This is a genomic window from Alphaproteobacteria bacterium, from assembly GCA_039980135.1.
Lineage (GTDB): Bacteria > Pseudomonadota > Alphaproteobacteria > UBA6615 > UBA6615 > UBA8079.
In genome coordinates this window covers 889,849-913,106 of sequence record JBDXCV010000003.1, presented here as the reverse complement: position 1 = coordinate 913,106, position 23,258 = coordinate 889,849, and the positions used below count along the sequence as shown (strand labels likewise).

The window sequence follows — 23,258 nt, the reverse complement described above, 5'->3', positions numbered from 1 at the left end:
CGCACGTTTCTTCGATACGATGACGCAACTGGGTGGACTCACGAACCCCATGGGCGCCCCCGGGCTGGCTGCGCTCATGGCGCAGATGTCCGACAATATGCGCGCAACGACGGACCGATCCGATGGACCCAAAGATCAACATGCATCCGAGGCTGGGGCCGCGCCCGCTGCCGCTGCACCTGATGACCGCGATCAACAGCTGGTCGAGCTCACGCGGCGCCTTGCCGATGTTGAGGAACGCCTCCATCGTCTGGAAGCCGGAAGTGGCCGCGCGGGCCGCACAGCTGCAAAAAAACCTGCCGGCGGAACCGGCGGCCGAAAACGAGGCTGACCCTCTCGCCGACGCCGTCGAGGCCGAGATTGCCGCACGGCTGACCGCGTTCTCCGCCGGCGTGAACGCCTACAGGCACCATCCCTATCATCGCGACCTGGCCGACCCGCCAACCTTATGGAAATCGGGCGCGGCCCGGCTGCTCGACTACGGGCACGGTGACGGACAGCCGGTTCTGTTCGTGCCGTCCCTGATCAACCGGGCCTATATCCTCGATCTGTCCGAACGGCGCAGCCTGATGCGCTGGCTCGCGGCCGAGACCGGCCTTCGCCCCCTTCTGGTGGACTGGGGCCTGCCCGGACCGGCGGAACGCAACTTCACGCTCACCGACTACATCACCGGGCCGCTCGCGGGTGCACTGGGCCAGGCTGTCGCACTGGCAAAAGGACCGGTGCCGGTCGTCGGTTATTGCATGGGCGGCCTGCTGGCGCTGGCGCTCGCGGCGCAGCGGCCGACCGAAGTCTCCGCGCTTGGCTTGCTCGCCACCCCATGGAATTTCCACGCCGAGCGCAAGGCCCATGCCGAAGCGCTCGCCCGCGCGGTCGAGGCCTCGGCTACCCTTCTGGAGGCATATGGCGAACTGCCGGTGGATATCATCCAGTCGATGTTCTCGGCGCTCGATCCGTTCATGGTCCCCCGCAAATTCATCCGTTTTGCTACGGCGCAACCGAACAGCCAGGCGGCGACTGACTTCGTGGCGCTGGAAGACTGGCTGAATGACGGGGTGCCGTTGTCCGGACCCGTTGCACGCGAATGCATGGGCGGCTGGTACGGCCGCAACACGCCCCATGAAGGCCGTTGGGAAATCGCGGGTGCCGCGGTCCGTCCCGAGGCGATTACCGTCCCGGCGCGGGTGCTGATCCCCCGCCAGGACCGCATCGTCCCGCCGGCATCGGCACAATCTCTGGCCGACGCATTGCCGAACGCCGAAGCCAGCAGCCCGCCGCTCGGACATATCGGGATGGTCGCGGGGTCTCGCGCCCGGAAACTTGTTTGGGAACCGCTCGGTGACTGGCTGTCAGATGTCTCGTGCCGGTAGTATGCTGGACTCGGCCTCCAACCCGGTCTATATCCAATGAAGTCTGAAAATCGGCGGGTTTCAGGGAGTTTGTGCGATGCGCAACGAACCCGGATCGATCCGCAGCCTTAATCAGGAGAGCTAAATGTCGGACGTCGTGATTGCCGGGGCAGCCCGGACACCTGTCGGAGCCTTCAACGGCGCACTTGCCAGCCTCAGCGGCGCGGAGCTTGGTACGGTTGCCATTTCAAACGCACTCGAGCGGGCCGGCGTCCCGGCGGCGGATGTCGACGAAGTGGTGATGGGTCAGGTCCTGACCGCCGCGACCGGCATGAACCCGGCCCGCCAGGCGCTGCTGGCCGCGGGTATCCCGGAAGACCGGACGGCCTATCTGATCAACCAGGTATGCGGCTCGGGCCTGCGCGCCGTCGCCCAGGGTTTCCAGTCGATCAAACTTGGCGAGGCGGATGTCGTCGTCGCGGGCGGCCAGGAGAGCATGAGCCAGTCGCCCCATGCGTCGCAAATGCGCAACGGCACCAAGATGGGTGACGTCAAATTTGTCGACACGATGATCAATGACGGCTTGTGGTGCTCGCTGATGGGCTACCACATGGGCACCACGGCGGAGAATGTCGCGGAGAAGTGGCAGATCACGCGTGATGAGCAGGATGCGTTTGCGGCCGGCTCCCAGCAGAAGGCCGAAGCCGCCCAGAATGACGGACGGTTCGCCGACGAGATCGCGGCCGTCACGATCCAGACACGCAAGGGCGACATCGTGGTCGACGCCGACGAGTATCCCCGGCACGGCACCACGGCCGAAACGCTGGGCAAGCTCCGCCCCGCTTTCTCCAAGGAGGGCACCGTCACCGCGGGCAACGCCTCGGGGATCAATGACGGCGGTGCTGCGGCAGTACTGATGAGCTCGGACGAGGCCGCCAAACGCGGCATTACCCCGCTGGCGCGGATCGCCTCCTGGGCGACCGCCGGCGTCGATCCCGCCGTGATGGGCTCGGGCCCGATCCCGGCCAGCCGCAAGGCACTGGAGCGGGCCGGCTGGAGCGTCGACGATGTGGATCTGGTTGAGGCCAACGAGGCCTTCGCTGCCCAGGCCATCGCGGTCAATCGCGACATGGGCTGGGACCCGGAGATCGTCAACGTCAACGGCGGCGCCATCGCCATCGGCCACCCGATCGGTGCGTCCGGCGCGCGGGTGCTGGTCACCCTGCTGCACGAGATGCAGAAACGCGATGCCAAGAAGGGTCTCACCACCCTGTGTATCGGCGGCGGCATGGGCATCGCGCTCTGCGTCGAACGCGACTAGGCGTCGCGCAGCGCAAGCCGCACCGGAATAACGGGGAACGCAAATTTCAACGCGGGCAGCACGAGAACGCCGGTTACAGGCGTCGGCATTCCGCCTAACTGGGAGAGTGAAATGGGTCGAGTTGCATTGGTTACAGGCGGCACACGAGGGATCGGTGCCGCAATTGCGATCGCATTGAAAAATGCGGGCCGCGACGTCGTCGTCAACTATGCCGGCAACGATCACGCCGCACGCGAATTCGAAGAGGCCACCGGCATCAAGGCCATGAAGTTCGATGTCTCCGACCATGAGGCTGTCGCGGCCGCCGCCGCCGAGATCGAGAAGGATCTCGGGCCCATCGAGATTCTGGTCAACAACGCCGGTATCACCCGTGACGGCACCATGCACCGGATGACCTACGAACAGTGGAAGGACGTGATCGACACCAACCTGTCGGGCGTATTCAACTGTTCGCGCGCAGTCATCGAGGGCATGCGCGAGCGCAGCTTCGGCCGGATCGTGAACATCGGTTCGATCAACGGCCAGGCCGGCCAGTATGGCCAGGTCAACTACGCCGCCACGAAGTCGGGTATTCACGGTTTCACCAAGGCACTCGCCCAGGAAGGCGCGTCAAAGAACATCACGGTCAACGCCATCGCGCCGGGCTATGTGGACACCGATATGGTGCGCGCGGTCCCGCCGGACGTGCTTGAGAAAATTATCGCGGGCATCCCCGTCGGGCGGCTGGGCAAGGCCGACGACATTGCGCGCGGCGTTATTTTCCTGACGGCCGACAACGCCGACTTCATCACCGGGTCGACCCTTTCGATCAACGGTGGCCAGCATATGTACTAAGCCGCCGGGAACCGACAGTACCCGGAAATGCTCGAACTGCTGACCGACCCGGCCGCGTGGGCCAGCCTGCTGACCTTGACCCTGCTCGAGGTCGTGCTTGGCGTCGACAATGTGATTTTCCTGTCGATCGTCACATCGCGCCTGCCGGCCGCACAGCAACCGCGCGCCCGGCGGATCGGGCTGATCATGGCGCTCGGCGGCCGGGTGGTGCTGCTGCTCGCGCTCGGCTGGCTGATCGGACTGACCGCGCCGTTTGCGTCATTCCTGGGCATCGAATTGTCCTGGCGGGACCTGATCCTCGCGGTCGGCGGGTTGTTCCTGATCTACAAGGCCACAACCGAAATCCACGTCATGCTCGAAGGCGATACAGACGGGCATGGCCATGGCGGCAAACCCGGCTCGGCGGTCTTCGCCGCCGTGCTGGTGCAGATCTTCCTGCTCGATCTGGTCTTCTCGCTGGATTCGGTCCTGACCGCCATCGGCATGGCCGACGAGATCGTCATCATGGTGGCCGCCGTGACCATTGCCATCGGCGTCATGATCGTCGCGGCGGAACCCCTCAGCGCCTTCGTGCAACGGCATCCGACGGTGAAAATGCTGGCGCTGTCATTCCTGCTGCTGATCGGCGTGGCACTGATCGCCGACGGGTTCGAATTCCACATCCCGCGCGGCTATCTCTATTTCGGCGTCGCCTTCGCCACGGCGATCGAAATTCTCAACCTGATTGCCCGCAAACGGCGTAACGGCACGACACGAGAAACCGCCGAATGAGCCGCGAATATCCCGACCGGCCCATCGTGGGGGTCGGGGTTGTCGTGCTGCGGGCGGATGAAGTCCTGATGATCCGCCGCGGGCGTGAGCCGCGCCTCGGCCAGTGGAGCATCCCCGGCGGCAAACAGGAACTCGGCGAGACCTGGCAGGACACCGCCGTGCGCGAAGTGCGCGAGGAGACCGCCGTGGAGATCGACGTGATCGGCATCGTCGATGTGGTCGATGCGATCGTCAGGGACGGCGACCCGCCGCGCCCCGGGACGGCCGGTATCGGCACCGAAGACACTGGGCTGGCGGCGGCGAACGACGACGACGCCACGAATGTCACCGCGCTGCATGGCAGGCCGCTAGAGGACACGCCACGGCAGGACATGGCGCGCATACGCTACCATTACACCCTCGTCGATTGCGCAGCGGTCTGGGTCGGCGGCGACCCCGTGGCCGGTGGCGACGCCGCCCACGCCGAATGGTGGCCGCTCGACCGGATCGGGGAATTGTCGCTCTGGTCCGAGACGGTCCGCATCATCATGCAAGCCGCCACGCTGGTCTCGTCTCGGCGGCCCGAACCTCGGTGAACACCACACCGGGGACAAGCAGCAGGCGCCGGGCCACGCTGATCGGCCTGTCGGCGGTGCTGATCTGGTCCACACTCGCGCTGTTCGGCGCGCTTGCCGGCCCGGTCCCGCCCCTGCAGCTCGTGGCGATGGCCTTCACCATCGTCTTTGTTCTCGCCGCAACCATCTGGCTGCTGCGCGGCGAGAACCCTCTGAGCCATCTGCGCCAGCCGGCGCCTGTTTGGGCGCTCGGGATCACCGGTCTGTTCGGCTATCACCTGCTCTATTTCGCCGGCATCCAGAACGCGCCGCCGGCCGACGCCAACCTGATCAACTATCTCTGGCCCATGCTGATCGTTCTTTTTTCGGCCCTGTTACCGTCCGACACCGGCGTCGGTCGCCTGCGCTGGTATCACCTCGCGGGCGCCGCCCTGGGCTTCGCCGGCACCGCCTTGATCGTCATGGGCAACGGCCCGTGGGACGCCAGCCTGCAGGTCCGCCCGGACTACATCGACGGTTATCTGGCCGCTGCCGGGGCCGCGCTGGCCTGGTCGGGCTACTCGGTGTTGTCGCGACGCTTCGCCCACATCTCGACCGACGCGGTCGGCGCCTTCTGCGGCGGTACCGCGTTGCTGGCATGTGCCGCACATTTCGCACTCGAGACGACCGTCTGGCCGGACGGAATCATCGCCTGGCTGGCGGTGCTCGGCCTCGGCCTCGGCCCGGTGGGCGCAGCCTTCTTCGTCTGGGATCATGGCGTCAAGCATGGCGACCTGCGGGTACTCGGTGCCGCCGCCTACGCCGCCCCCCTGCTCTCGACCGTGCTGCTGGTCGCCACCGGGCTGGCGGCGGGAACATGGACGTTGGTCGCGGCCTGTTTACTTATCGTCGGGGGCGGGTTGCTCGCCGCCCGCGAGATGCTGACAGCCAGAGGCTAGCCGCCCGCCTGGGCGTTCACGAAGGCACGCATGTGGAACGCGGCCTGGGCGGGCGTATACATGTAATCCTGCCCGACCGGACAGGCCCGCCGCGCCAGGCACCCCCTTCCCATGCAATCGCCGCTGTCCGCCGCCGTGATATGCCCGGCGCAGGCGCGCACGTCATAGGCCGACCCGTCAAAAGCGCTCACAGGGCAGGCGGACAGGCAGGGCTTGTCGGCGCAACTATCACAGGGTGACGGCGTTGGATCCGGTGTCGTGAGTTCGAGTTTTTCAGAAAAGGCCAAGGCTCCGCGGTAGGCGTGCCACAACCCGAACACCGGATGGATCAGCACACCGACCGGCGAGGGATAAACCGGCTCGGTCTGTTGCGCCCAGCGCTGGAACGGCAAATGGGGTGGCCCACCGGAGGGAAACAGGGGCGTGGCGCCGAGCGACGCCGCAATGTCGGTCAAGACATCCAAAATCCACGCATCGAGAGGATTGGCATCGCCTGGATAGTCGCCGCGCACGGCATCGAACGCCGCCCACATGTCCGGCCCGGCATTGCCGACCAAGACGAGGGTCGCTGGATCCCCCGGCACCTTGTCTTCGAGTACCGGATGGAACCCGCCGCGCGGGATCAGCCCGTGCTCGGCAAGCGCAGACTTGATATGGTCCATACGCATGCTGAATTCCTCATGCTGAGCGCGTCGAAGTATGAGGAACGGAGCGCCACCCTGTCCTTCGCCAGGCTCAGGATGAGGTGTCGCAAACTAGCTCAGCTACTCCGCCGCGATGGCCTTCTTCAGATAGTCGCGGTCGAGCAACTCGGCGATCTGGACCGTGTTCAGGGCCGCGCCCTTACGCAGATTGTCCGAAACGACCCAGATATTCAGCCCGTTGTCGATCGTCGAATCCTCACGGATACGGCTGACATAAACCCCGTCTTCGCCGGCCGCTTCCTTGGGTGTGACATAGCCCTCATCGGCACGGTGATCGACCAGCACCACGCCGGGTGATGCGCGCAGGGCCGCGCGGGCGTCCTTGGTGGAAACCTCTTTGGCGAACTGGATATTGATCGATTCGGCATGGCTGATGAACACGGGCACCCGCACACAGGTGGCCGTCAGCTTGATCTTCGGGTCGAGAATCTTCTTGGTCTCGACCGTCATCTTCCACTCTTCCTTGGTCGACCCGTCATCCATGAACACGTCGATATGGGGAATGACGTTGAAGGCGATCGGCTTGGTGAACTGTTTCGGCTCGACCGGGTCGTTCACATAAACGGCGCGCGTCTGGTTGAAGAGCTCGTCCATCGCGTCCTTGCCCGCACCCGACACCGACTGGTAGGTCGAGACGACCACCCGCTCGATGCCGAAGGCATCATGCAGGGGCTTGAGGGCGACGACCATCTGGATCGTCGAGCAGTTCGGGTTGGCGATGATGTTGCGCTTGGTATAGCCGGCCGCCGCCTCGGGATTGACCTCGGGCACGATCAGCGGCACGTCGGGATCCATGCGGAACTGGGACGTATTGTCGATGACGATGCAGCCCGCCGCCGCGGCCTTGGGCGCGTATTTCGCCGACACAGCCGAGCCGGGCGAGAACAGGCCGATATCGGTGCCGGCGAAGTCGTATTCGGCCAGGTTCTGAACGATCAGAGTCTGGTCCTCACCAAAAGAGACCTCGCGCCCGACCGAACGCTCGCTCGCCAAAGCGACAACCTCATCCGCCGGGAACTCGCGCTCCGCCAGCGTTTGCAGGAGTTCGCGGCCGACATTGCCTGTCGCGCCGACCACCGCAACCTTATAGCCCATGGGTCCTATCCTTTGATCCCCGGCCACATTGCCCGGGGTGCGGGCGTTGACATAAGCCCGAAATGCCGGTTTTGCAAGGTTTGTGCACCGAAACGCGGCGCAAACCCCGGCCTATGTCTTGTGCGCGAGGATGCTCACATAGTTCATGTAGCCGTAGAACGTGCCGGCATCGATCCGCCGGCGGGCCTCCGCCTCCAACGCATCGGCTTCGGCCTGCGCGATCTTGCCCGCCGCGACCAGGTAGTAGGCGCCGCGCAAGGTCCAGCCCAGGGTCAACACGGGTTCGTCTGTGTCCAGATGGCCGTGACTGCGCGTCGGGGCCGCGTCGAACCCGATATCGCGCAACATGCCGGGCAACCGGCGTACGAGCCAGCGGTCATTCACATTGTCGTCGACGAAGGCATCGACGCAGACCTGCAACGGGTCGTCGTCGGTCAGAGCGACGGACATGGTCGTGAAGTCGCCGTCATAGATCGCAACCACGCCTCCGGGCTTCAGGACTCGTCGCACTTCGGCCAGAACAGCTTCCGGGCCGGGCACATGGGTCAGCAGCGTGTGCAGCACGACGACGTCGAAGTCGGCATCGCCGAACGGCAGTTCGCGCGCGTCCGCCTGTTCGAAGGATACATTCGGAAGTTCCGCGGCCAGCTCGCGTCCACGCTCGAGGAAAGGTTCGAGCTGATCGACACCCACCACCTCGCCCACGCCCGGTATGGCGGCAATCATCCGGGACTGGGGGCCCGTGCCGCAGCCGATATCGAGCACCCGTGCGCCCGCGGGAAAGTCAACGTCTGCGAGATACGAGCGGAGTGCTGCCGTCTGCTGCGGGGTCGCCGCACGGCGTTCCAGACTTTCCTTCATCGCCTCCAGAATCTCTTCCGGGATCGCATCCGGGTTCACATAAATATCGGGCACACCTGTCTCCTCGCCTTGCCGGCTTTCTATGTGCCAGAATTCGCGCCATGACCGAACGGTTTTCCACCTATGCCGACTTCTGGCCGCATTATCTGCGCGACCATGCCCGCCCACAAACCCGCGCGCTGCACTATGCAGGCACGCTCGCGGGCCTGCTGCTGGTCGGGTTTTCCGTTGTCGTCGGCCCGTGGTGGCTCGTGCTCGTGGCTCTGGTGGCCGGCTATGGTCCGGCCTGGATCGCCCACGGGCTGGTCGAACGCAACCGCCCCACCACTTTTACCCATCCGGTCTGGTCACTGCTCAGCGACTTCCGGATGTTGTACCTTTGGATGACCGGGCGCCTGGCTTCCGAACTCGCGGGCGCGGGCGTCGGTCAGAAAACTGGTTCACCGCAACCCTGAGGAGGAAATCATGCACGCACGTATAAGCTGGGGGAAAATCCAGCCGGGACAGTGGGACGCTTTCGAGGCCGCCTTCAAGGATGTCGTCGGCAAAGCGGGGCCGCAACCGGGCCTCAAGGGCCGTTACCTGTTTCGGGATACCAACGATCCCGACGCCGGATTTACGCTCAGCCTGTGGGACAGCGAATCCCACATGACCGAATACGAAGCGAGCGGCACCATGAAGGACAATGTCCTCCCGGCGATCGAAAGATTCTTCACGGGTGAATACACAACCACGCATGTCGAAGCCTGCTACAGCGAGAACGACGGCTAGGTGATTTCATCGTCTGTGCGTGCCGGCGTGTTGATGTTGGCGCTGGCGGCCTGCGCCGGCGGCCCGCCCGACAACCCGCTGGTCGGCGACTGGCATGCCGCCTCGCCGACCGCGCTGCGGGCGCATGGCAACATCATCGGGTTCCGCGAGAATTGCCTGATCGTCCGCGGCAACCGGGTGAATGTCAGGGTCGCGCGCCCGATCGTCTTCGGCGAGGGGATTGACGGTACGTTCGTCTGGTACGGGCCGCCGGCCGTTGCCACGCCAAGGCGCGAAGACGACGCGGCGCGGGTGATCTTCATTTCACCCAACCGCATTCAGATCATCTGGCCGCGCGGGGTCGAGACGGATTACCTGCGCGCGATCGGCGGCGTCGGTGCCAACAGCAGCAACGACGACTGCATCACGCCATAGACGTTTTTTTTGGTTTCAGCCCCCGGAACGAAACGGCGGGAACATGACGGGTGACTGACCTTCCGTCTTGACCGGCGCGCGGCTGCGAGAACTGGCCAACGCGTTGTCCAGAAACGCGTTGATACGGGTTTTGGTATCGACCTGACGGTCTGCCTCGCCCTGCTCGATCGCAGCGAGCATAGCCTGGGAGACCCCGCACTGCCCGCTGGCATGCTGGATGCCCGTTGTGGTTTCGACGACCTGCTGCGCAGACGCAGGCGCCGCCAGAAAGCACGGCGCGACGATGGTAATGCCAAGAATGATCGTACGCATGGGCCAAACCCCGGATTGGTCGCACAGAGGCTAGCCCCATACGTCGCGCGGCGTCAAATCACGCCTCATTGAGCCAGCTATGCCGTAATCCGGTCGAGTTCGGCCAGCAAATGGTTGCCCATCTCCTCGGTCGACACCGGCGTGCAGCCGTCTTGCATGATGTCGGCGGTGCGGAAGCCCTCATTCAGCACATTCTGCGCCGCCTGTTCGACCAGATCGGCCTCGCGGCCCAGATCGTAGGAATACCGCAGCATCATGCCGAAGGAGAGCAGCATGGCGATCGGATTGGCCTTGCCCTGCCCGGCGATATCCGGTGCCGAACCATGGACCGGCTCGTACATCGCCTTGCGCGCGCCCGTGACCGGGTCCGGTGCACCGAGGCTGGCCGACGGCAGCATGCCGAGTGAGCCCGTCATCATCGCCGCCTCGTCCGACAGGATATCGCCGAACAGGTTATCGGTGACGATCACGTCGAACTGGTGCGGGTAGCGAATCAGCTGCATGGCGCAATTGTCGGCCAGGATGTGGTGGAACTCGACGTCGGGATATTCCTTCGCCACTTCGGCCGAGACCTGCCGCCAGAACACGCCGGTCTCCATGACGTTGGATTTTTCCGCGCAATGCACCTTGTTGCCGCGCTTGCGTGCCAGCTCGAAGGCGACCCGACAGATCCGGACGATCTCGTCCTTGGTATAGGCCTGGGTATCGACGACACGGACGGTACCGTCCTCCAGGGTCTGCTCACCTTTCGGCTGGCCGAAATAGACGCCCGAGGTGAGCTCACGCAGGATCATGATGTCCAGCCCCTTGACCACTTCGGGTTTCAATGTCGAGGCCTCGACCATGGCGTCCATCACCACGGCCGGACGGAGGTTGGCGAACAGATCGAGGTCCTTGCGCAGGCGCAACAGGCCCGCTTCGGGCCGGTGCTCGCGCGGCACATCATCCCATTTCGGGCCACCGACGGCGCCGAACAGCACCGCGTCGAGGGTCATCGCCTTCTCCATGGTCTCTTCCTGGATCGAGACCCCGTGGGCGTCGTAGCAGGCGCCACCGACCGGCGCCTCGTCGATCTCGAAACGAACGGCTTCCTTCGCCTCGAACCAGCCCATCACGCGGCGGACCTGTTCCATCACCTCGGGTCCGATGCCGTCGCCCGGCAGGACCAACACGCTCTTGTTCGCGGCCATCGATAAAATCTCCCCTTATTTTCGTCTCCGGCGGCGTTCGCTCGGAGTGTGCTATTTCCCGGATCGTCACCCCCGCGCAGGCGGGGGTCCATAGTCACCGCACCCGATCAGGTAATCACGGAGTTTATGGATTCCCGCCTGCGCGGGAATGACGATCAATGTTCGTTACGATGCGTTCTTGTAAAGCCAGGGCTGCTCGCTGCTCTGGCCGCCCTCGAAGTCCGCAATCTTGCTGCCCTGCTGCATGGTCAGGCCGATATCATCGAGGCCTTCCAGCAGGCATTGCTTGAGGAACGGATCGAGTTCGAACGGATAGACGACGCCGTTGGGCGCATGGATTTCCTGCTTTTCCAGGTCGACCGAAATCTCCGGGTTCTCCGGGTCGCTCGCCACCGACATCAGAACGTCGATCTGTTCCTGGGGCAGCTTGATCAGAAGCATGCCGTTCTTGAAGCTGTTGTTGTAGAAGATATCGGCGAAAGTCGGCGCGATCACCACCTTGATGCCGAAATCCTGGAGCGCCCAGGGGGCATGCTCGCGTGAGGAGCCGCAGCCGAAATTGTCACCCGCGATCAGGATTTCCGCATTCGTGTAGGGTTCCCGGTCGAGGATGAAATCGTCACGCGCCGTCCCGTCTTCGTTGGTCCGCATCTCGTAGAACAGGCCCTTGCCGAGGCCCGTGCGGGCGATCGTCTTCAGGAACTGCTTCGGGATGATCTTGTCTGTGTCGACATTGACCAGCGGCAGCGGTGCGGCCACGCCGGTCACCTTGTTGAACTTTTCCATTCCCAACTCCTAACGTTTGAGCACGAGGCACCCGGCCAGCATGTCATGCGAGCCCTGGCGCCGCGGAATTATCTCTGACGATCGTGTCGCTCACGCGTCCAGATCACGCACGTCGGTGAGCTTGCCCGCGATCGCGGCGGCGGCGGCCATGCCCGGGCTGACCAGATGGGTGCGTCCGCCACGTCCCTGCCGGCCCTCGAAATTACGATTCGAGGTCGACGCGCAGCGCTCGCCCGGTGCCAGCTTGTCGGCATTCATGGCCAGGCACATGGAGCAACCCGGCTCGCGCCAGTCGAAGCCGGCGGCCAGCAGGATCTTGTCGATCCCCTCGGCTTCGGCCTGCGCCTTCACCAGGCCCGAGCCCGGCACCACCATCGCATGCACCTTGTCGGAGACCTTGCGGCCTTCGGCGATCGCGGCGACCGCGCGCAGATCCTCGATCCGTCCATTGGTACACGAGCCGATGAACACCTTGTCGACCGTGACATCGGCCATCTTCGTGCCGGGCGCGAGGTCCATATATTCCAGCGACCGCTCCCAGGCCTGGCGCTGATTATCGTCCTGGGCGTCATTCTCGGGATCGGGGACCTCGCCGGTGATCGGCACCACATTCTCGGGGCTGGTGCCCCAGGTGACCTGCGGCGGGATATCCGGCGCGGACAGGCGCACTTCCTTGTCGTAGACCGCGCCCGCATCGCTGGGCAGTGTGCGCCAATAGGCCTCGGCCGCCTCCCACGCCGCGCCCTTCGGCGCCATCGGGAGGCCCTTGAGATATTCGTAGGCCGTGTCGTCGGGTGCGACCAGGCCGGCGCGCGCGCCGCCCTCGATCGACATGTTGCACATGGTCATGCGCCCTTCCATCGAGAGCGCCTGAACGGCGTCACCGGCATACTCGATGACGTGGCCGGTGCCGCCGGCCGTGCCGATCGCGCCGATGATGGCGAGGATCATGTCCTTCGCGGTCACACCGACGGAAAGGTCGCCGTCGACGGAAACGAGAAAATTCTTCGCCGGGCGCTGCAGCAACGTCTGGGTGGCGAGCACATGCTCGACTTCCGATGTCCCGATACCGAAGGCCAGCGCACCGAACGCGCCATGGGTGGCCGTGTGGCTGTCGCCGCACACAATCGTTGTCCCCGGCAGGGTGAAACCCTGTTCCGGGCCGATGATGTGCACGATGCCCTGACGGATATCGTCCATCTCGAACAGTTCGATCCCGAATTCCTCGCAGTTGCGGGTCAGGGTCTCGACCTGAATGCGCGATTCCTCATCTTCGATCCCGCCACTGCGGTCCGTGGTCGGTACATTGTGATCGGCGACGGCGAGCGTCGCATCGGGTCGGCGAACCGTACGCCCGTTCATGCGCAGCCCCTCGAATGCCTGCGGGCTGGTCACCTCATGCACGAGATGCCGGTCGATATAGATCAGGCAGGTACCGTCGTCCTGGGTTTCGACCAGGTGCGAGTCCCAGATTTTGTCGAATAATGTTCTCGGCTGAGCCATTGTTTTCGTCTTTCCGCTAAGAAAAACGCCCCGTGCGCGAAAGCTCCGGGGCGTTGCCTCGATTACGTCGGTGCATCTGCCCGAGCGTGCCGCCTATTCCGTCTTGGCGTCCGTCTCGGGCGTGGCGGCCGCATCTGCCGACCGTTCGGCGGTCCCGGTTTCGGGAACAGCAACATCGCCGCGACGGGTCATGCCGCGACCCGTGGTGCGCTCCGTGATACGCGCGCGCTTGCCTGTGCGGCCACGCAGGTAATACAGCTTGGCGCGGCGAACCTTGCCCCGGCGGATCACGTCGATCGAATCGACGCGCGGGCCGTAAAGCGGGAACACACGCTCGACACCCTCACCGAAGGAAATCTTGCGGACCGTGAAGGACGAGTTGATCCCGTCATTCTTGACCGCGATGCAGACACCCTCATAGGCCTGGATACGCTCGCGCTCACCTTCGACCACGCGCACATTCACGCGGACGGTGTCGCCCGGGCCGAATTCGGGAACGTCCCGTTCGGCTTGCAGCTTTGCGAGCTGGCCGGCTTCGAATTTCTCAAGCGTATTCATCGCTTCTGTCCTTCATCATCTTTCGCCGCGTAGCGCTGCCAGAGATCCGGCCGGCGCGTGCGGGTTGCTTGTTCTGCCTGCGTATTCCGCCACTCCGCGATCCGCCCGTGATGGCCGGAAGTCAGAATGTCGGGGACCGAACGTTTTTGTCCCTGCCGGTCGACCCAGTCGGCCGGCCTCGTATAGTGCGGATACTCCAGCAGTCCGCTTTCAAAACTTTCTTCCGACAGTGACTCTGCCGTTCCCATCACGCCCGGCAACAACCGAACGACCGCGTCGAGCAGCACCAGTGCGGCCGGTTCGCCACCGGAAAGCACATAGTCGCCGACGCTGATTTCCTCGGCCTGCCAGGCGTCCAGCACACGCTGATCAACGCCTTCATAACGACCGCAAAGCAGTATCACGCCGGGGTCGTCCGCCAAGTCCTGAACACGTGCCTGATCCAGGGGACGCCCGCGGGGCGTGAGATAGATGATCGGCCGCTGATCGTCAACCGGATTGACGGCATCCGAAAATGCCGAATCGACGATATCCGGTCGCATCACCATCCCGGCGCCGCCGCCAAAAGGTACATCGTCGACACTTCCGTGCCGATCCGACGCCTGCGCCCGGATATCCCGGACGTCGAGCCGCCAGGTTCCACGCTCCAGCGCCTTGCCCGCCAGCGACTGGCCCAGCGACCCCGGAAACATCTCCGGAAACAGGCTCAACACGGTGGCTGTCCATGGGGGTGCTTTAACCATCGGCGTCTCCGTCCGGCCCGGAATCGCCGGATTCAGCCGATTCTTCGGGCGCCCGCCCCGGCCACAGCACCGCCGCGCCGTCCACCGTCACCCGTCGGGCCACCAGATCGATGTCGGGAACCGCCGCGCGGGTAAATGAAACGGTCCCGAGACGCCCGCCGGCACCCTTGATCTCCAGCATTTCACCGCCACCGAAATCATGCAGCGCCAGGACGGTACCGAGCGGCTTGCCGTCGACCGTCACCACGTCCAGCCCCAGAAGGTCGGCATGGTAAAATTCGTCCTCGTCGGGCGACGGCAGGCGGTCGCGCGCCACATACAGCCGCGCGCCCTTGAGCGCCTCCGCCGCATCCCGGTCGCCGACGCCCTCGATGTGAACGAGGATCTGGCCCTTGCCCGTGCGATTGCGGACGTCAAGCGTGAAGCTGCGGGTGCCGTCCTCGGTTTGAACGGGGCCATAGGCGGCCACATCTTCCGCGACATCTGTGAACGGGCGCACACGCACCAGACCCTGCAACCCGTGTGCGCCGCTGATCACGCCCACGCAGACCCGCGCATCACCTTCCCCATCCGGACCTTCAACCATATCGACGGCCATCTCCGGCGCCTTCCGCCCGCCCGCGCCGCATCAACGGCACGGGCAACGCAAGCCAGTCCGAACGGACTAGGACTTGCTCTCTTCGTCCTCGGCTGCAGCTTCCTCGGCCGGGGCTTCCTCGGCCGGGGCTTCTTCCGCAGCAGCCTCCTCCGCGGGAGCCTCCTCGGCAGCTGCTTCTTCGACAGCAGCCTCTTCAACCGCTGCTTCCTCTGCGGGGGCCTCCTCGGCAGGCGCCTCTTCCTCGACCGGTGCCGCCGCGGCTTCCGCCGCAGCCGCCGCAGCGGCTTCTGCCGCCTCGGCCTCGGCCGCGGCACGTTCCTGGGCCTTCGCCTTGGGCAGGTGCTGCTTGGTCTGGTCGCGGCGGGCCGGCAGTTTCACCAGATCCTCACCGGCGAAGAATTTCGCGACGCGTTCCGACGGCAACGCACCGACACTCAGCCAATGTTTGGCACGGTCGATGTCGATCCCGACACGGTTGGGGTCGTCCTTGGGCAGCATCGGGTTGTAGTGCCCGATCCGCTCGATGAAGCGGCCATCGCGCGCACGCCGCGAGTCCGCCACCACAATGCGATAATAAGGCCGCTTTTTGGCGCCGCCACGGGAGAGTCGAATACGAAGAGACATGATGTGTCGTTCCTTTGTTTACGTATGTGTTTGCGTGTGTTGGTTCGATTGATCGGTTTTCAGTGTTCGGTTCGGCAAACGGCTTCGACCTTGTGACCATCCGGGTCCAGGACAAACGCGCCGTAGTAATTTTCGCTGTATTCGGGCCGCAGGCCCGGCGCGCCATTGTCGCGCGCCCCCGCCGACAACGCCGCGGCATGAAACCTGTCGACGGCCGCGCGGGTGGCGGCGGCAAATGCCACATGGGTGCCGCGTGACGCCGATATACCGGCGTTCGGGCAGACGACCCAGAACATCATGCCGTCCCGGTCGGGTCCGGGCCCGTAGGCCAATCCGATACCCTTCTCCAGGATACGCCGATAACCCAGCGGTTCGAGTGCGGCGTCGTAGAACGCACCGCTGACCGTCAGGTCCCGCACCCCGAGAGAGATATGATCGAGCATTGCCATGGGGATCAATCGCGCGGCGCGTGGACGGCTTCGAGCTTGTGCCCGTCCGGATCCAGCACGAAGGCGCCGTAATAGGTGTCACGATATTCCGGCCGGATGCCCGGCGCGCCGTCATCGGCCGCACCCGCAGCGACGGCGGCCGCATGAAACGCGTCGACCTGCGCCCGGGACTCGGCCTGAAACGCGATGTGCCGGCCGTCGTCGGGGATCACCGACAGATCATCGCGCAGATTGATCCAGAGCGCTTGCCCCCCGCCCTTCGGCCACCAGGACAGGGTACCGGGCTTTTCCATGAAGCGTTCATGGCCAAGCGCCGCCATGACGGCGTCATAGAATTCTGCGGAACGTTCGAGATCGGCCACGCCGATCGAAACATGATGAAACATCGTCATACCGTCTGCTCCTAGCGACCCATACCCGGCGGCAACATGCCGGGCGGCAACCCGCCGCCGGCGCCGGGCATTCCGCCACCGCCCATGGGCGGCAACTTCCCGCCCATCTTCTTCATCTTCTTCATCATCGTGTGCATCTGCTGATACTGCTTCAGCAGCTTGTTGATTTCCTGGACGGTGGTGCCCGACCCTGCGGCGATCCGTTTCTTGCGTGACGCCTTGACCATGGCCGGACGCTGGCGCTCCTGCAGGGTCATCGACAGGATGATCGCCTCCTGGCGCTTGATCAGATTGTCGTCCATGTCGGCGGCAGCCATCTGCTTCTTGACCTTGCCGATACCCGGCAGCATCGACATCACGCCGCCGAGCCCGCCCATCTTCTTGAGCTGGCGCAGCTGATCGAGCAGATCCTCGAGGTCGAATTCACCCTTCTGGATCCGGCGCGCGATCTTCTCGGCCTTCTCCTCCTCGACGAGTTCGGTTGCCCGCTCGACCAGGCCGACCACATCGCCCATGTCGAGGATACGACCGGCGACGCGCTCGGGATGGAACGGTTCGAGTTCGTCCATCTTCTCACCGGTACCGATCAACTTGATCGGCTGACCCGTCACCGCGCGCATCGACAGTGCGGCGCCACCACGCGCATCGCCATCCATCCGGGTCAGTACAATGCCCGAGATGCCGACGCGCTCATTGAAAGTCTGCGCGGTATTCACGGCGTCCTGACCGGTCATCGCGTCGGCCACCAGCAGGGTTTCGTGAGGTTTGGCCGCATCGCGGATGGCCGTCGCCTCGGCCATCAGTCCATCGTCGATCGCCAGACGACCGGCGGTATCGAGCAGGACCACGTCGTAGCCTTCCCGCCGCGCCTGGTCCATGGCCCGCTTGGCAATGGCCACGGGCATCTCGCCGGTCCGTATATCCACGGTCGGGATCAGGGCCTGGTCGCCCAGCACCCGCAGTTGTTCCTGCGCGGCCGGCCGGCGCACGTCGAGCGACGCCATCAGCACGCGCTTCTTCTGTTTCTCGACCAGGTGATGACCGATCTTGGCCGTCGTCGTCGTCTTGCCCGAGCCTTGCAGGCCGACAACCAGAATGGCGACCGGGGCGGGGGCGTTCAGATCGATCTCAACGGCATCCCCGCCAAGCATCTCGATCAATTGATCGTGGACGATCTTGACGACGGTCTGTCCCGGCGTGACGCTTTTGACGACCTCCTGACCAACGGCACGTTCCTGCACCGCGGCGATGAAGTCGCGCACGATCGGCAGCGCCACATCCGCTTCAAGCAGGGCGACACGCACCTCGCGCATCGCGGCCGCGACGTCGTCTTCCGACAGCGCACCGCGGCGCTTCAGGCGATCAAAGACGTCACCCAGGCGTTCTGTCAGTGATTCAAACAAAGAACTTCGCCTTCCTATTCGACATCCGGCTCATCACCAGTTCACAACGACAAACGCGCCAGCGCGCGAAACTCGCGGACTGGCGGAGCTCCGGCGCTCTGCCGGAGCCGCATCTCTATTGATGCGGAATGGCGCGGAACCTATGGCAACCCGGGTTCCGGGTCAAGCTTCCGACGCCCATAACGGGCGGCCGCAACATGTTCGCCGCGCACCGGCATTGTGGCTCCGGTGTCATTGGCGCACATCGCGTCGCAAGCTGCGGCATACGGTATCCATGTGTTATTTTCCGCGGGTCCTTTGACGCGATGTCCCGGACACGGGCAAACCGGCGCATGAATGAAACGAATTAACTAAATAGCTGTAGTTATTGTATTTTTTCTTCGATGACGTTTTTGTTACTATACCCTTGTATGCATGTGAGGGTTGTGCGATATGCAAACCGTCGAGACCCTGCAGGGGATCGGTGGGGACAGTATTTTCCAATCTAGGACTAGCTGAGGGACCGGGCGATAGCTGCCCGATGACCTCACGGTGCGAGTTTTTCGTCTCGACCGGGCCAATGCTTCCCCGGAGCGGCCCGTGATGAGGGAAAACCGGCATCCAGGAAACGAGGAACGTCATAAGTGCCACATCCCGTTGATACACATGTTGGACGGCGCATGCGCCAGCGGCGCGAGATTTGCGGCATGCCGCAGAAAGAACTCGCGCGGCAATTGGGCATCAGCTTCCAGCAGGTCCAGAAATACGAGAGTGGCGCCAACCGGATCAGCGCCTCCAAGCTCTGGCAGCTTTGCGGCGTCCTCGACGTGACCCCCGGTTTCTTTTTCGAGGGCCTCAACCCGCAGCGCAATCGCGCCGGGAGCGCCGACCAGACGGCCGCACCCGAAGCGGATTCACGTTCCGCACGCCAGGTCCTCGACCTCAATCAGGCCTTTCAGAAAATCGCCGACACCCGGGTCCGCCGTCAGCTGGTCCAACTGGTAAAGTCGCTCGGCCGCGCCTGACCCGCAAACGCCCCGCCTATTGAGGGTGGACGCACGCCCCCCGGCGGCCCTATATCCCGCCCATGGGCATGCGCGACTTCATAAAGATGCACGGACTGGGCAATGACTTTGTCGTTGTCGACGCGCGCGAACATCCGTTTCGCGTCAGCGATGCCGGCACGCGCCTGTTGTCCGACCGGCACACCGGCATCGGTTTCGACCAGCTGATCGCGCTCGACGCGCCGGCAGACAATGACGCCGACGTGGATGTCCGCATCTTCAATTCCGACGGCGGCGAGGTTACCGCATGCGGTAACGCCATGCGCTGCGTCGCCCATCTGCTGCTGACCGGCGAAAATCGGAAACTGGCGATTCGCACGGGCGCCGGCCTGCTCCATGCGTGGCGCAGCACAGACGACCCGGCCCACTACGCCGTGGACATGGGCCCGGCCCGCGATGCCTGGCAGGATATCCCGCTGGCACACGCCTGCGACACCGATCATCTGCCTCTTTCGCTGGGGCCACTTTCCGACCCGGTCGCGGTCAACATGGGAAATCCCCATGCGGTGTTTTTCGTCGATGACCTCGCCTCGATCCCGATTGAGAGCCTCGGACCCGAACTCGAGCACGACGCGATCTTTCCCGAACGCGCCAATATCGGCGTCGCACAGCTGGTCGGCCCCGATACCCTGCGCCTGCGCGTGTGGGAACGTGGCGCCGGGTTGACCCTGGCCTGCGGCTCCGGCGCCTGCGCCGCCGCGGTCGCCGCCCATCGACGCGGCCTTACCGGCCGCCAGGTGCGGGTCGACGTCGACGGCGGCACGCTGACCATCAACTGGCGTGACGACAATCATGTTGTGATGTCCGGGCCGGCGGAAGAAAGCTTCCGCGGGTCGGTCGAAGACGATGCTTTCACGGCGGGCAACCATGACTGATACGCGTGCGCCTGAAATCATCACATTCGGCTGTCGGCTGAACGCCTATGAATCCGAGGTCATCCGCAAGCATGCCGATGACGCCGGGCTCACCGACACCGTGATCATCAACACCTGTGCCGTCACCTCGGAGGCGGAGCGCCAGGCGCGTCAGGCCATCCGCCGGGCCCGGCGCAAGAACCCCGACGCGCGGATCGTCGTGACCGGCTGCGCCGCACAGATAGACCCGGCGAATTATGCCGCGATGGCCGAGGTCGATGTGGTGCTGGGAAACACGGAGAAGCTCGACCGGACGCGATTCGCCAATCTCGATCATGCGCCGGTACAGGTGAACGACATCATGTCGGCGCGCGAAACCGCAGCGCATCTGATCGAAGGATTCGACGGCCGTGCACGAGCCTTCATCCAGGTCCAGAACGGCTGCGACCACCGCTGCACCTTTTGCATCATCCCGTTCGGTCGCGGCAATTCCCGCAGCGTCCCCATCGGCACCATCGTCACGCAGGTGCGCACCCTGGTCGATCACGGCGTACAGGAAGTCGTGCTTTCGGGTGTCGACATGACATCCTACGGCGCAGACCTTCCGGGCCGGCCGCGCGCCGGACAGATGATCCGGCGCCTGCTGGCGAATGTGCCCGACCTGCCGCGCCTGCGGCTCAGTTCGATCGACGTGGCCGAGATCGACGAGGATCTGTTGCACCTGATCGCCGACGAACCCCGCCTGATGCCCCATCTGCACCTCAGCCTTCAGGCGGGTGACGACATGATCCTCAAGCGCATGAAACGCCGCCACAACCGCGCCCAGGCCATCGCGTTTTGCGAACAGGCCCGCCGGCTGCGCCCCGATATCGTCTTCGGGGCCGACCTGATCGCCGGGTTCCCGACCGAGACCGAAGCTATGTTCGCACAAAGCGAGGCCCTCGTGACCGAATGCGGGCTGACCCATCTCCACGTGTTTCCCTACTCGCCCCGACCGGAGACCCCGGCGGCGCAGATGCCCCAGCTCGACCGGTCACTGATCAAGGAACGGGCCGCCACGCTGCGCGCCGCCGGCGCGCGAAACCTGGCCGCGTTCCTGCGCGACGAGATCGGGCAGACACGCGCGGTGCTTCTCGAGCGACCCGGCATGGGCCGGACCGAGCAATTCGCCGAAGTTACCCTCGAAGCCAGCGACGGCGTACCCGGGCAAATCATCGAGGCCCGGATCACGGGCACCGACGGCGCACAACTGACGGCCATGGCGTTGCAGGACGCGGCATGAACGAAGGCAGCTGGCTTTCGCGTCTCCGCGCCGGGTTGTCGCGATCTTCGTCGCGCCTGTCCGGTGAGATCGGCGCCATATTCTCGGCACGCAAGATCGACGCCGGCACCTTGGCCGAACTCGAAGACGCGCTGATCATGGCTGATCTCGGAGTCACCACCGCGGCAAAGCTCGCCGCCGATATCGACGCCCGGAAATTCCCCGGAGACGCCGACGAGAACGCCATCCGCGAGGCGCTGGCCGAAGACGTTGCGTTGCTCCTGGAGCCTGTGGCACAGCCGCTTTCCGACCTGACGGCGGCACATCACGGACCGCGTGTGATCCTCGTGGCCGGCGTCAACGGCACGGGCAAAACCACCACGATCGGTAAGCTGGCCGCCCGGTTCACGGAAGACGAACGCACGGTCATGCTCGCGGCCGCCGATACGTTTCGGGCCGCCGCCATCGACCAACTGAAGCTATGGGGCGAGCGGGTCGGTGTGCCCGTGATTGCGCAGAATCAAGGCAGCGATCCGGCCGCTGTCGCCTTCGATGCCATGGAACAGGCACACAATGCCGGTGTGGATTTGCTCCTGATCGACACGGCCGGCCGCCTGCACAACAAGGCCGACCTGATGGCCGAACTCGAGAAGATTATCCGTGTCATCAAGAAGGTGGACCCTGACGCACCCCATGACGTGCTGCTGGTGCTCGACGCGACCACCGGCCAGAACGCCCACGCCCAGGTCGAGACGTTCAGCCAATTGGTCGATGTGAGCGGTCTCGTCGTGACCAAACTGGACGGGTCGGCGCGCGGCGGCGTGATCGTCGGGCTGGCGGACAGGTTCCAGTTGCCGATCTATGCGATCGGCGTCGGCGAAGGCGTGGACGATCTGCGCCCCTTCGAGGCCACGGCGTTCGCGCGGAACCTCCTCGGCCTCGACGCGACCGCGCCACCCGACAAGCCCGAATGACGACGCTCGTCGCCCTCGCCGTCATCGCTTCGGCGCTGATGCACGCCAGCTGGAACGCGCTGGTCAAGGGCGGCGACGATGGCTGGCTGACGGGCGCGATGATCGCGGGCTTTGCCGCCGCGGGTGGGCTGGTCACGGCGGTCGCCTTTGTCCCCTGGCCCGCACCCCAGCACTGGCCCTGGCTGATCGGGTCCGGTGCGTTGCATGGCGCCTACTTCATTCTGTTGATCAGCGCCTATGCCCATGGCGATCTGGGCAAGGTGTATGTTATCGCCCGCGGCACGGCACCCCTGATCATCGTCGCCCTGGCCGGTCCGCTTGTCGGCGATGTTCCGAGTTGGCAGGAAATTGTCGCGATTCTGATCCTGGTCGCCGGCGTCGTGGCGCTGACCTTCGAACCGGGGAAGTTCGCGACGGCAGATCGCAAGGCCGTTTTGCTCGCCATCCTGACCGGCGCCATGATCGCGGCCTACTCGCTGTTTGACACCATCGGTATCCGCGCGGTCGGCCCCGAAATCGAATATGCAACGATCGTGTTTGTGAGCTGGCTCATGGTCTTCGCCGCCATCCCGATTCTCATCGTCGCATTCGCCATTCGGCGCGGTCGGATCATCTCCTACATGCGCGACAACGCGATCAAGGGCATCGGCGGTGGCACGATCGCTGTCGTCAGTTACGCCCTCATCCTGTTTGCCTTCGAGAACGCCCCCGTCGCCAGTGTTGCAGCCCTGCGCGAGACGGGCGTGGTTTTCGCCGCCCTGATCGGGACATTCCTCCTGGGCGAGCATCTCGGCAAACGCCGAATACCAGCCGCCATCCTCGTGGCCGTTGGCGCCGGCGCGATCCGGTTTGCGGCCTGACTGCCCCATGACCATGGCCTTTGATCCATGATTCATGAACCTGGCGTGACCCAGCCAGGCCTTTCAACCCCCCACCAACAATCGTAGGTTCACGCT

28 protein-coding genes are annotated in these 23,258 nt (G+C 64.5%); 14 read left to right on the top strand and 14 right to left on the bottom strand.

The window, feature by feature from the left end:
• The first annotated feature begins 122 nt into the window (after positions 1-122).
• The 6 genes from ABJ363_06325 (at position 123) to ABJ363_06300 (ending at position 5,767) form a co-directional block, all read left to right on the top strand.
• Positions 123-1,370: an alpha/beta fold hydrolase gene (locus ABJ363_06325; protein MEP4378598.1), complete on the top strand. Its 1,248-nt coding sequence runs from the start codon at positions 123-125 to the stop codon at positions 1,368-1,370.
• Positions 1,371-1,494: 124 nt separating this feature from the next.
• A complete protein-coding gene (locus ABJ363_06320; GenBank protein MEP4378597.1) occupies positions 1,495-2,670 on the top strand; it encodes an acetyl-CoA C-acetyltransferase in 1,176 nt (391 codons plus the stop codon).
• A gap of 111 nt (positions 2,671-2,781) precedes the next feature.
• Entirely contained in the window at positions 2,782-3,504 is a 723-nt protein-coding gene (phbB, locus tag ABJ363_06315; GenBank protein ID MEP4378596.1) for an acetoacetyl-CoA reductase, read from the top strand.
• Between the two features lie 27 nt (positions 3,505-3,531).
• Entirely contained in the window at positions 3,532-4,275 is a 744-nt protein-coding gene (locus ABJ363_06310; GenBank protein ID MEP4378595.1) for a TerC family protein, read from the top strand.
• Positions 4,272-4,850, top strand: a complete 579-nt coding sequence (locus ABJ363_06305; GenBank protein MEP4378594.1) for an NUDIX hydrolase — start codon at positions 4,272-4,274, stop codon at positions 4,848-4,850. Before ABJ363_06310 ends, ABJ363_06305 begins: the two co-directional genes overlap by 4 nt.
• A complete protein-coding gene (locus ABJ363_06300) occupies positions 4,847-5,767 on the top strand; it encodes an EamA family transporter (GenBank protein MEP4378593.1) in 921 nt (306 codons plus the stop codon). Before ABJ363_06305 ends, ABJ363_06300 begins: the two co-directional genes overlap by 4 nt.
• On the opposite strand, the gene ABJ363_06295 is transcribed toward ABJ363_06300, so the two are convergent.
• From ABJ363_06295 to ABJ363_06285, 3 genes are all read right to left on the bottom strand, one after another.
• Positions 5,764-6,435, bottom strand: coding sequence for a hypothetical protein (locus tag ABJ363_06295; GenBank protein MEP4378592.1), 672 nt, complete (start codon positions 6,433-6,435; stop codon positions 5,764-5,766). The two genes, ABJ363_06300 and ABJ363_06295, sit on opposite strands and share 4 nt — an antisense overlap.
• 96 nt (positions 6,436-6,531) lie before the next feature.
• Positions 6,532-7,566 carry an aspartate-semialdehyde dehydrogenase gene (locus tag ABJ363_06290; GenBank protein ID MEP4378591.1) on the bottom strand — a complete coding sequence of 345 codons (1,035 nt, stop codon included), beginning with the start codon at positions 7,564-7,566 and terminating at the stop codon, positions 6,532-6,534.
• A gap of 111 nt (positions 7,567-7,677) precedes the next feature.
• Complete coding sequence (locus ABJ363_06285) at positions 7,678-8,481, bottom strand: methyltransferase domain-containing protein (protein ID MEP4378590.1); 804 nt, start codon at positions 8,479-8,481, stop codon at positions 7,678-7,680.
• Between the two features lie 47 nt (positions 8,482-8,528).
• Between ABJ363_06285 and ABJ363_06280 the strand changes: the two genes are divergently transcribed.
• Genes ABJ363_06280 through ABJ363_06270 form a run of 3 tightly spaced genes read left to right on the top strand, consistent with a single transcriptional unit; the run spans position 8,529 to position 9,612 of the window.
• Entirely contained in the window at positions 8,529-8,882 is a 354-nt protein-coding gene (locus ABJ363_06280; protein ID MEP4378589.1) for a DUF962 domain-containing protein, read from the top strand.
• A gap of 10 nt (positions 8,883-8,892) precedes the next feature.
• Complete coding sequence (locus ABJ363_06275; GenBank protein MEP4378588.1) at positions 8,893-9,198, top strand: antibiotic biosynthesis monooxygenase family protein; 306 nt, start codon at positions 8,893-8,895, stop codon at positions 9,196-9,198.
• A complete protein-coding gene (locus tag ABJ363_06270; protein MEP4378587.1) occupies positions 9,199-9,612 on the top strand; it encodes a hypothetical protein in 414 nt (137 codons plus the stop codon).
• Between the two features lie 15 nt (positions 9,613-9,627).
• Here ABJ363_06270 and ABJ363_06265 read toward each other — a convergent pair whose 3' ends face one another.
• From ABJ363_06265 to ffh, 11 genes are all read right to left on the bottom strand, one after another.
• Positions 9,628-9,924 carry a hypothetical protein gene (locus tag ABJ363_06265; protein MEP4378586.1) on the bottom strand — a complete coding sequence of 99 codons (297 nt, stop codon included), beginning with the start codon at positions 9,922-9,924 and terminating at the stop codon, positions 9,628-9,630.
• Between the two features lie 77 nt (positions 9,925-10,001).
• Positions 10,002-11,114, bottom strand: coding sequence for a 3-isopropylmalate dehydrogenase (gene leuB, locus ABJ363_06260; protein MEP4378585.1), 1,113 nt, complete (start codon positions 11,112-11,114; stop codon positions 10,002-10,004).
• Positions 11,115-11,279: 165 nt separating this feature from the next.
• On the bottom strand, positions 11,280-11,900 hold the full coding sequence (leuD, locus tag ABJ363_06255) for a 3-isopropylmalate dehydratase small subunit (GenBank protein ID MEP4378584.1): 621 nt from the start codon (positions 11,898-11,900) through the stop codon (positions 11,280-11,282).
• A gap of 90 nt (positions 11,901-11,990) precedes the next feature.
• The gene (leuC, locus tag ABJ363_06250; GenBank protein MEP4378583.1) at positions 11,991-13,403 is read right to left on the bottom strand and encodes a 3-isopropylmalate dehydratase large subunit; all 1,413 of its coding nucleotides are present in this window, start codon (positions 13,401-13,403) and stop codon (positions 11,991-11,993) included.
• A gap of 93 nt (positions 13,404-13,496) precedes the next feature.
• A complete protein-coding gene (rplS, locus tag ABJ363_06245; GenBank protein MEP4378582.1) occupies positions 13,497-13,961 on the bottom strand; it encodes a 50S ribosomal protein L19 in 465 nt (154 codons plus the stop codon).
• Complete coding sequence (gene trmD, locus ABJ363_06240; GenBank protein ID MEP4378581.1) at positions 13,958-14,704, bottom strand: tRNA (guanosine(37)-N1)-methyltransferase TrmD; 747 nt, start codon at positions 14,702-14,704, stop codon at positions 13,958-13,960. Before trmD ends, rplS begins: the two co-directional genes overlap by 4 nt.
• A complete protein-coding gene (rimM, locus tag ABJ363_06235; GenBank protein MEP4378580.1) occupies positions 14,697-15,302 on the bottom strand; it encodes a ribosome maturation factor RimM in 606 nt (201 codons plus the stop codon). The genes trmD and rimM overlap by 8 nt, the downstream gene beginning before the upstream one ends.
• Before the next feature lie 66 nt (positions 15,303-15,368).
• Positions 15,369-15,926 (bottom strand): 30S ribosomal protein S16, encoded by a 558-nt coding sequence (gene rpsP, locus ABJ363_06230; GenBank protein ID MEP4378579.1) that lies wholly within the window; start codon positions 15,924-15,926, stop codon positions 15,369-15,371.
• 59 nt (positions 15,927-15,985) lie between these two features.
• Positions 15,986-16,375: a VOC family protein gene (locus ABJ363_06225; GenBank protein ID MEP4378578.1), complete on the bottom strand. Its 390-nt coding sequence runs from the start codon at positions 16,373-16,375 to the stop codon at positions 15,986-15,988.
• A 5-nt stretch (positions 16,376-16,380) separates the two neighbouring features.
• Entirely contained in the window at positions 16,381-16,761 is a 381-nt protein-coding gene (locus tag ABJ363_06220) for a VOC family protein (GenBank protein MEP4378577.1), read from the bottom strand.
• A gap of 17 nt (positions 16,762-16,778) precedes the next feature.
• Positions 16,779-18,170, bottom strand: a complete 1,392-nt coding sequence (gene ffh, locus ABJ363_06215; GenBank protein MEP4378576.1) for a signal recognition particle protein — start codon at positions 18,168-18,170, stop codon at positions 16,779-16,781.
• Positions 18,171-18,856: 686 nt separating this feature from the next.
• Between ffh and ABJ363_06210 the strand changes: the two genes are divergently transcribed.
• The 5 genes from ABJ363_06210 to ABJ363_06190 all read left to right on the top strand — a co-directional run bounded on the left by ABJ363_06210 (position 18,857) and on the right by ABJ363_06190 (position 23,162).
• The gene (locus ABJ363_06210; protein MEP4378575.1) at positions 18,857-19,174 is read left to right on the top strand and encodes a helix-turn-helix transcriptional regulator; all 318 of its coding nucleotides are present in this window, start codon (positions 18,857-18,859) and stop codon (positions 19,172-19,174) included.
• Positions 19,175-19,236: 62 nt separating this feature from the next.
• The gene (gene dapF / locus ABJ363_06205) at positions 19,237-20,088 is read left to right on the top strand and encodes a diaminopimelate epimerase (protein ID MEP4378574.1); all 852 of its coding nucleotides are present in this window, start codon (positions 19,237-19,239) and stop codon (positions 20,086-20,088) included.
• Entirely contained in the window at positions 20,081-21,349 is a 1,269-nt protein-coding gene (gene mtaB, locus ABJ363_06200) for a tRNA (N(6)-L-threonylcarbamoyladenosine(37)-C(2))-methylthiotransferase MtaB (protein MEP4378573.1), read from the top strand. Before dapF ends, mtaB begins: the two co-directional genes overlap by 8 nt.
• Complete coding sequence (ftsY, locus tag ABJ363_06195) at positions 21,346-22,302, top strand: signal recognition particle-docking protein FtsY (GenBank protein ID MEP4378572.1); 957 nt, start codon at positions 21,346-21,348, stop codon at positions 22,300-22,302. The genes mtaB and ftsY overlap by 4 nt, the downstream gene beginning before the upstream one ends.
• Positions 22,299-23,162, top strand: coding sequence for an EamA family transporter (locus tag ABJ363_06190; protein MEP4378571.1), 864 nt, complete (start codon positions 22,299-22,301; stop codon positions 23,160-23,162). Before ftsY ends, ABJ363_06190 begins: the two co-directional genes overlap by 4 nt.
• Positions 23,163-23,258 lie beyond the last annotated feature (96 nt).

Coding starts and splice junctions, on each gene's coding strand:
- ABJ363_06325 (MEP4378598.1), top strand. CDS start 123: ATGGACCCAAAGATCAACATGCATCCGAGGCTGGGGCCGCGCCCGCTG.
- ABJ363_06320 (MEP4378597.1), top strand. CDS start 1,495: ATGTCGGACGTCGTGATTGCCGGGGCAGCCCGGACACCTGTCGGAGCC.
- phbB (MEP4378596.1), top strand. CDS start 2,782: ATGGGTCGAGTTGCATTGGTTACAGGCGGCACACGAGGGATCGGTGCC.
- ABJ363_06310 (MEP4378595.1), top strand. CDS start 3,532: ATGCTCGAACTGCTGACCGACCCGGCCGCGTGGGCCAGCCTGCTGACC.
- ABJ363_06305 (MEP4378594.1), top strand. CDS start 4,272: ATGAGCCGCGAATATCCCGACCGGCCCATCGTGGGGGTCGGGGTTGTC.
- ABJ363_06295 (MEP4378592.1), bottom strand. CDS start 6,435: ATGCGTATGGACCATATCAAGTCTGCGCTTGCCGAGCACGGGCTGATC.
- ABJ363_06290 (MEP4378591.1), bottom strand. CDS start 7,566: ATGGGCTATAAGGTTGCGGTGGTCGGCGCGACAGGCAATGTCGGCCGC.
- ABJ363_06280 (MEP4378589.1), top strand. CDS start 8,529: ATGACCGAACGGTTTTCCACCTATGCCGACTTCTGGCCGCATTATCTG.
- ABJ363_06275 (MEP4378588.1), top strand. CDS start 8,893: ATGCACGCACGTATAAGCTGGGGGAAAATCCAGCCGGGACAGTGGGAC.
- ABJ363_06265 (MEP4378586.1), bottom strand. CDS start 9,924: ATGCGTACGATCATTCTTGGCATTACCATCGTCGCGCCGTGCTTTCTG.
- leuB (MEP4378585.1), bottom strand. CDS start 11,114: ATGGCCGCGAACAAGAGCGTGTTGGTCCTGCCGGGCGACGGCATCGGA.
- leuD (MEP4378584.1), bottom strand. CDS start 11,900: ATGGAAAAGTTCAACAAGGTGACCGGCGTGGCCGCACCGCTGCCGCTG.
- leuC (MEP4378583.1), bottom strand. CDS start 13,403: ATGGCTCAGCCGAGAACATTATTCGACAAAATCTGGGACTCGCACCTG.
- rplS (MEP4378582.1), bottom strand. CDS start 13,961: ATGAATACGCTTGAGAAATTCGAAGCCGGCCAGCTCGCAAAGCTGCAA.
- trmD (MEP4378581.1), bottom strand. CDS start 14,704: ATGGTTAAAGCACCCCCATGGACAGCCACCGTGTTGAGCCTGTTTCCG.
- rimM (MEP4378580.1), bottom strand. CDS start 15,302: ATGGCCGTCGATATGGTTGAAGGTCCGGATGGGGAAGGTGATGCGCGG.
- rpsP (MEP4378579.1), bottom strand. CDS start 15,926: ATGTCTCTTCGTATTCGACTCTCCCGTGGCGGCGCCAAAAAGCGGCCT.
- ABJ363_06225 (MEP4378578.1), bottom strand. CDS start 16,375: ATGGCAATGCTCGATCATATCTCTCTCGGGGTGCGGGACCTGACGGTC.
- ABJ363_06220 (MEP4378577.1), bottom strand. CDS start 16,761: ATGTTTCATCATGTTTCGATCGGCGTGGCCGATCTCGAACGTTCCGCA.
- ABJ363_06210 (MEP4378575.1), top strand. CDS start 18,857: ATGCCGCAGAAAGAACTCGCGCGGCAATTGGGCATCAGCTTCCAGCAG.
- dapF (MEP4378574.1), top strand. CDS start 19,237: ATGGGCATGCGCGACTTCATAAAGATGCACGGACTGGGCAATGACTTT.
- mtaB (MEP4378573.1), top strand. CDS start 20,081: ATGACTGATACGCGTGCGCCTGAAATCATCACATTCGGCTGTCGGCTG.
- ftsY (MEP4378572.1), top strand. CDS start 21,346: ATGAACGAAGGCAGCTGGCTTTCGCGTCTCCGCGCCGGGTTGTCGCGA.
- ABJ363_06190 (MEP4378571.1), top strand. CDS start 22,299: ATGACGACGCTCGTCGCCCTCGCCGTCATCGCTTCGGCGCTGATGCAC.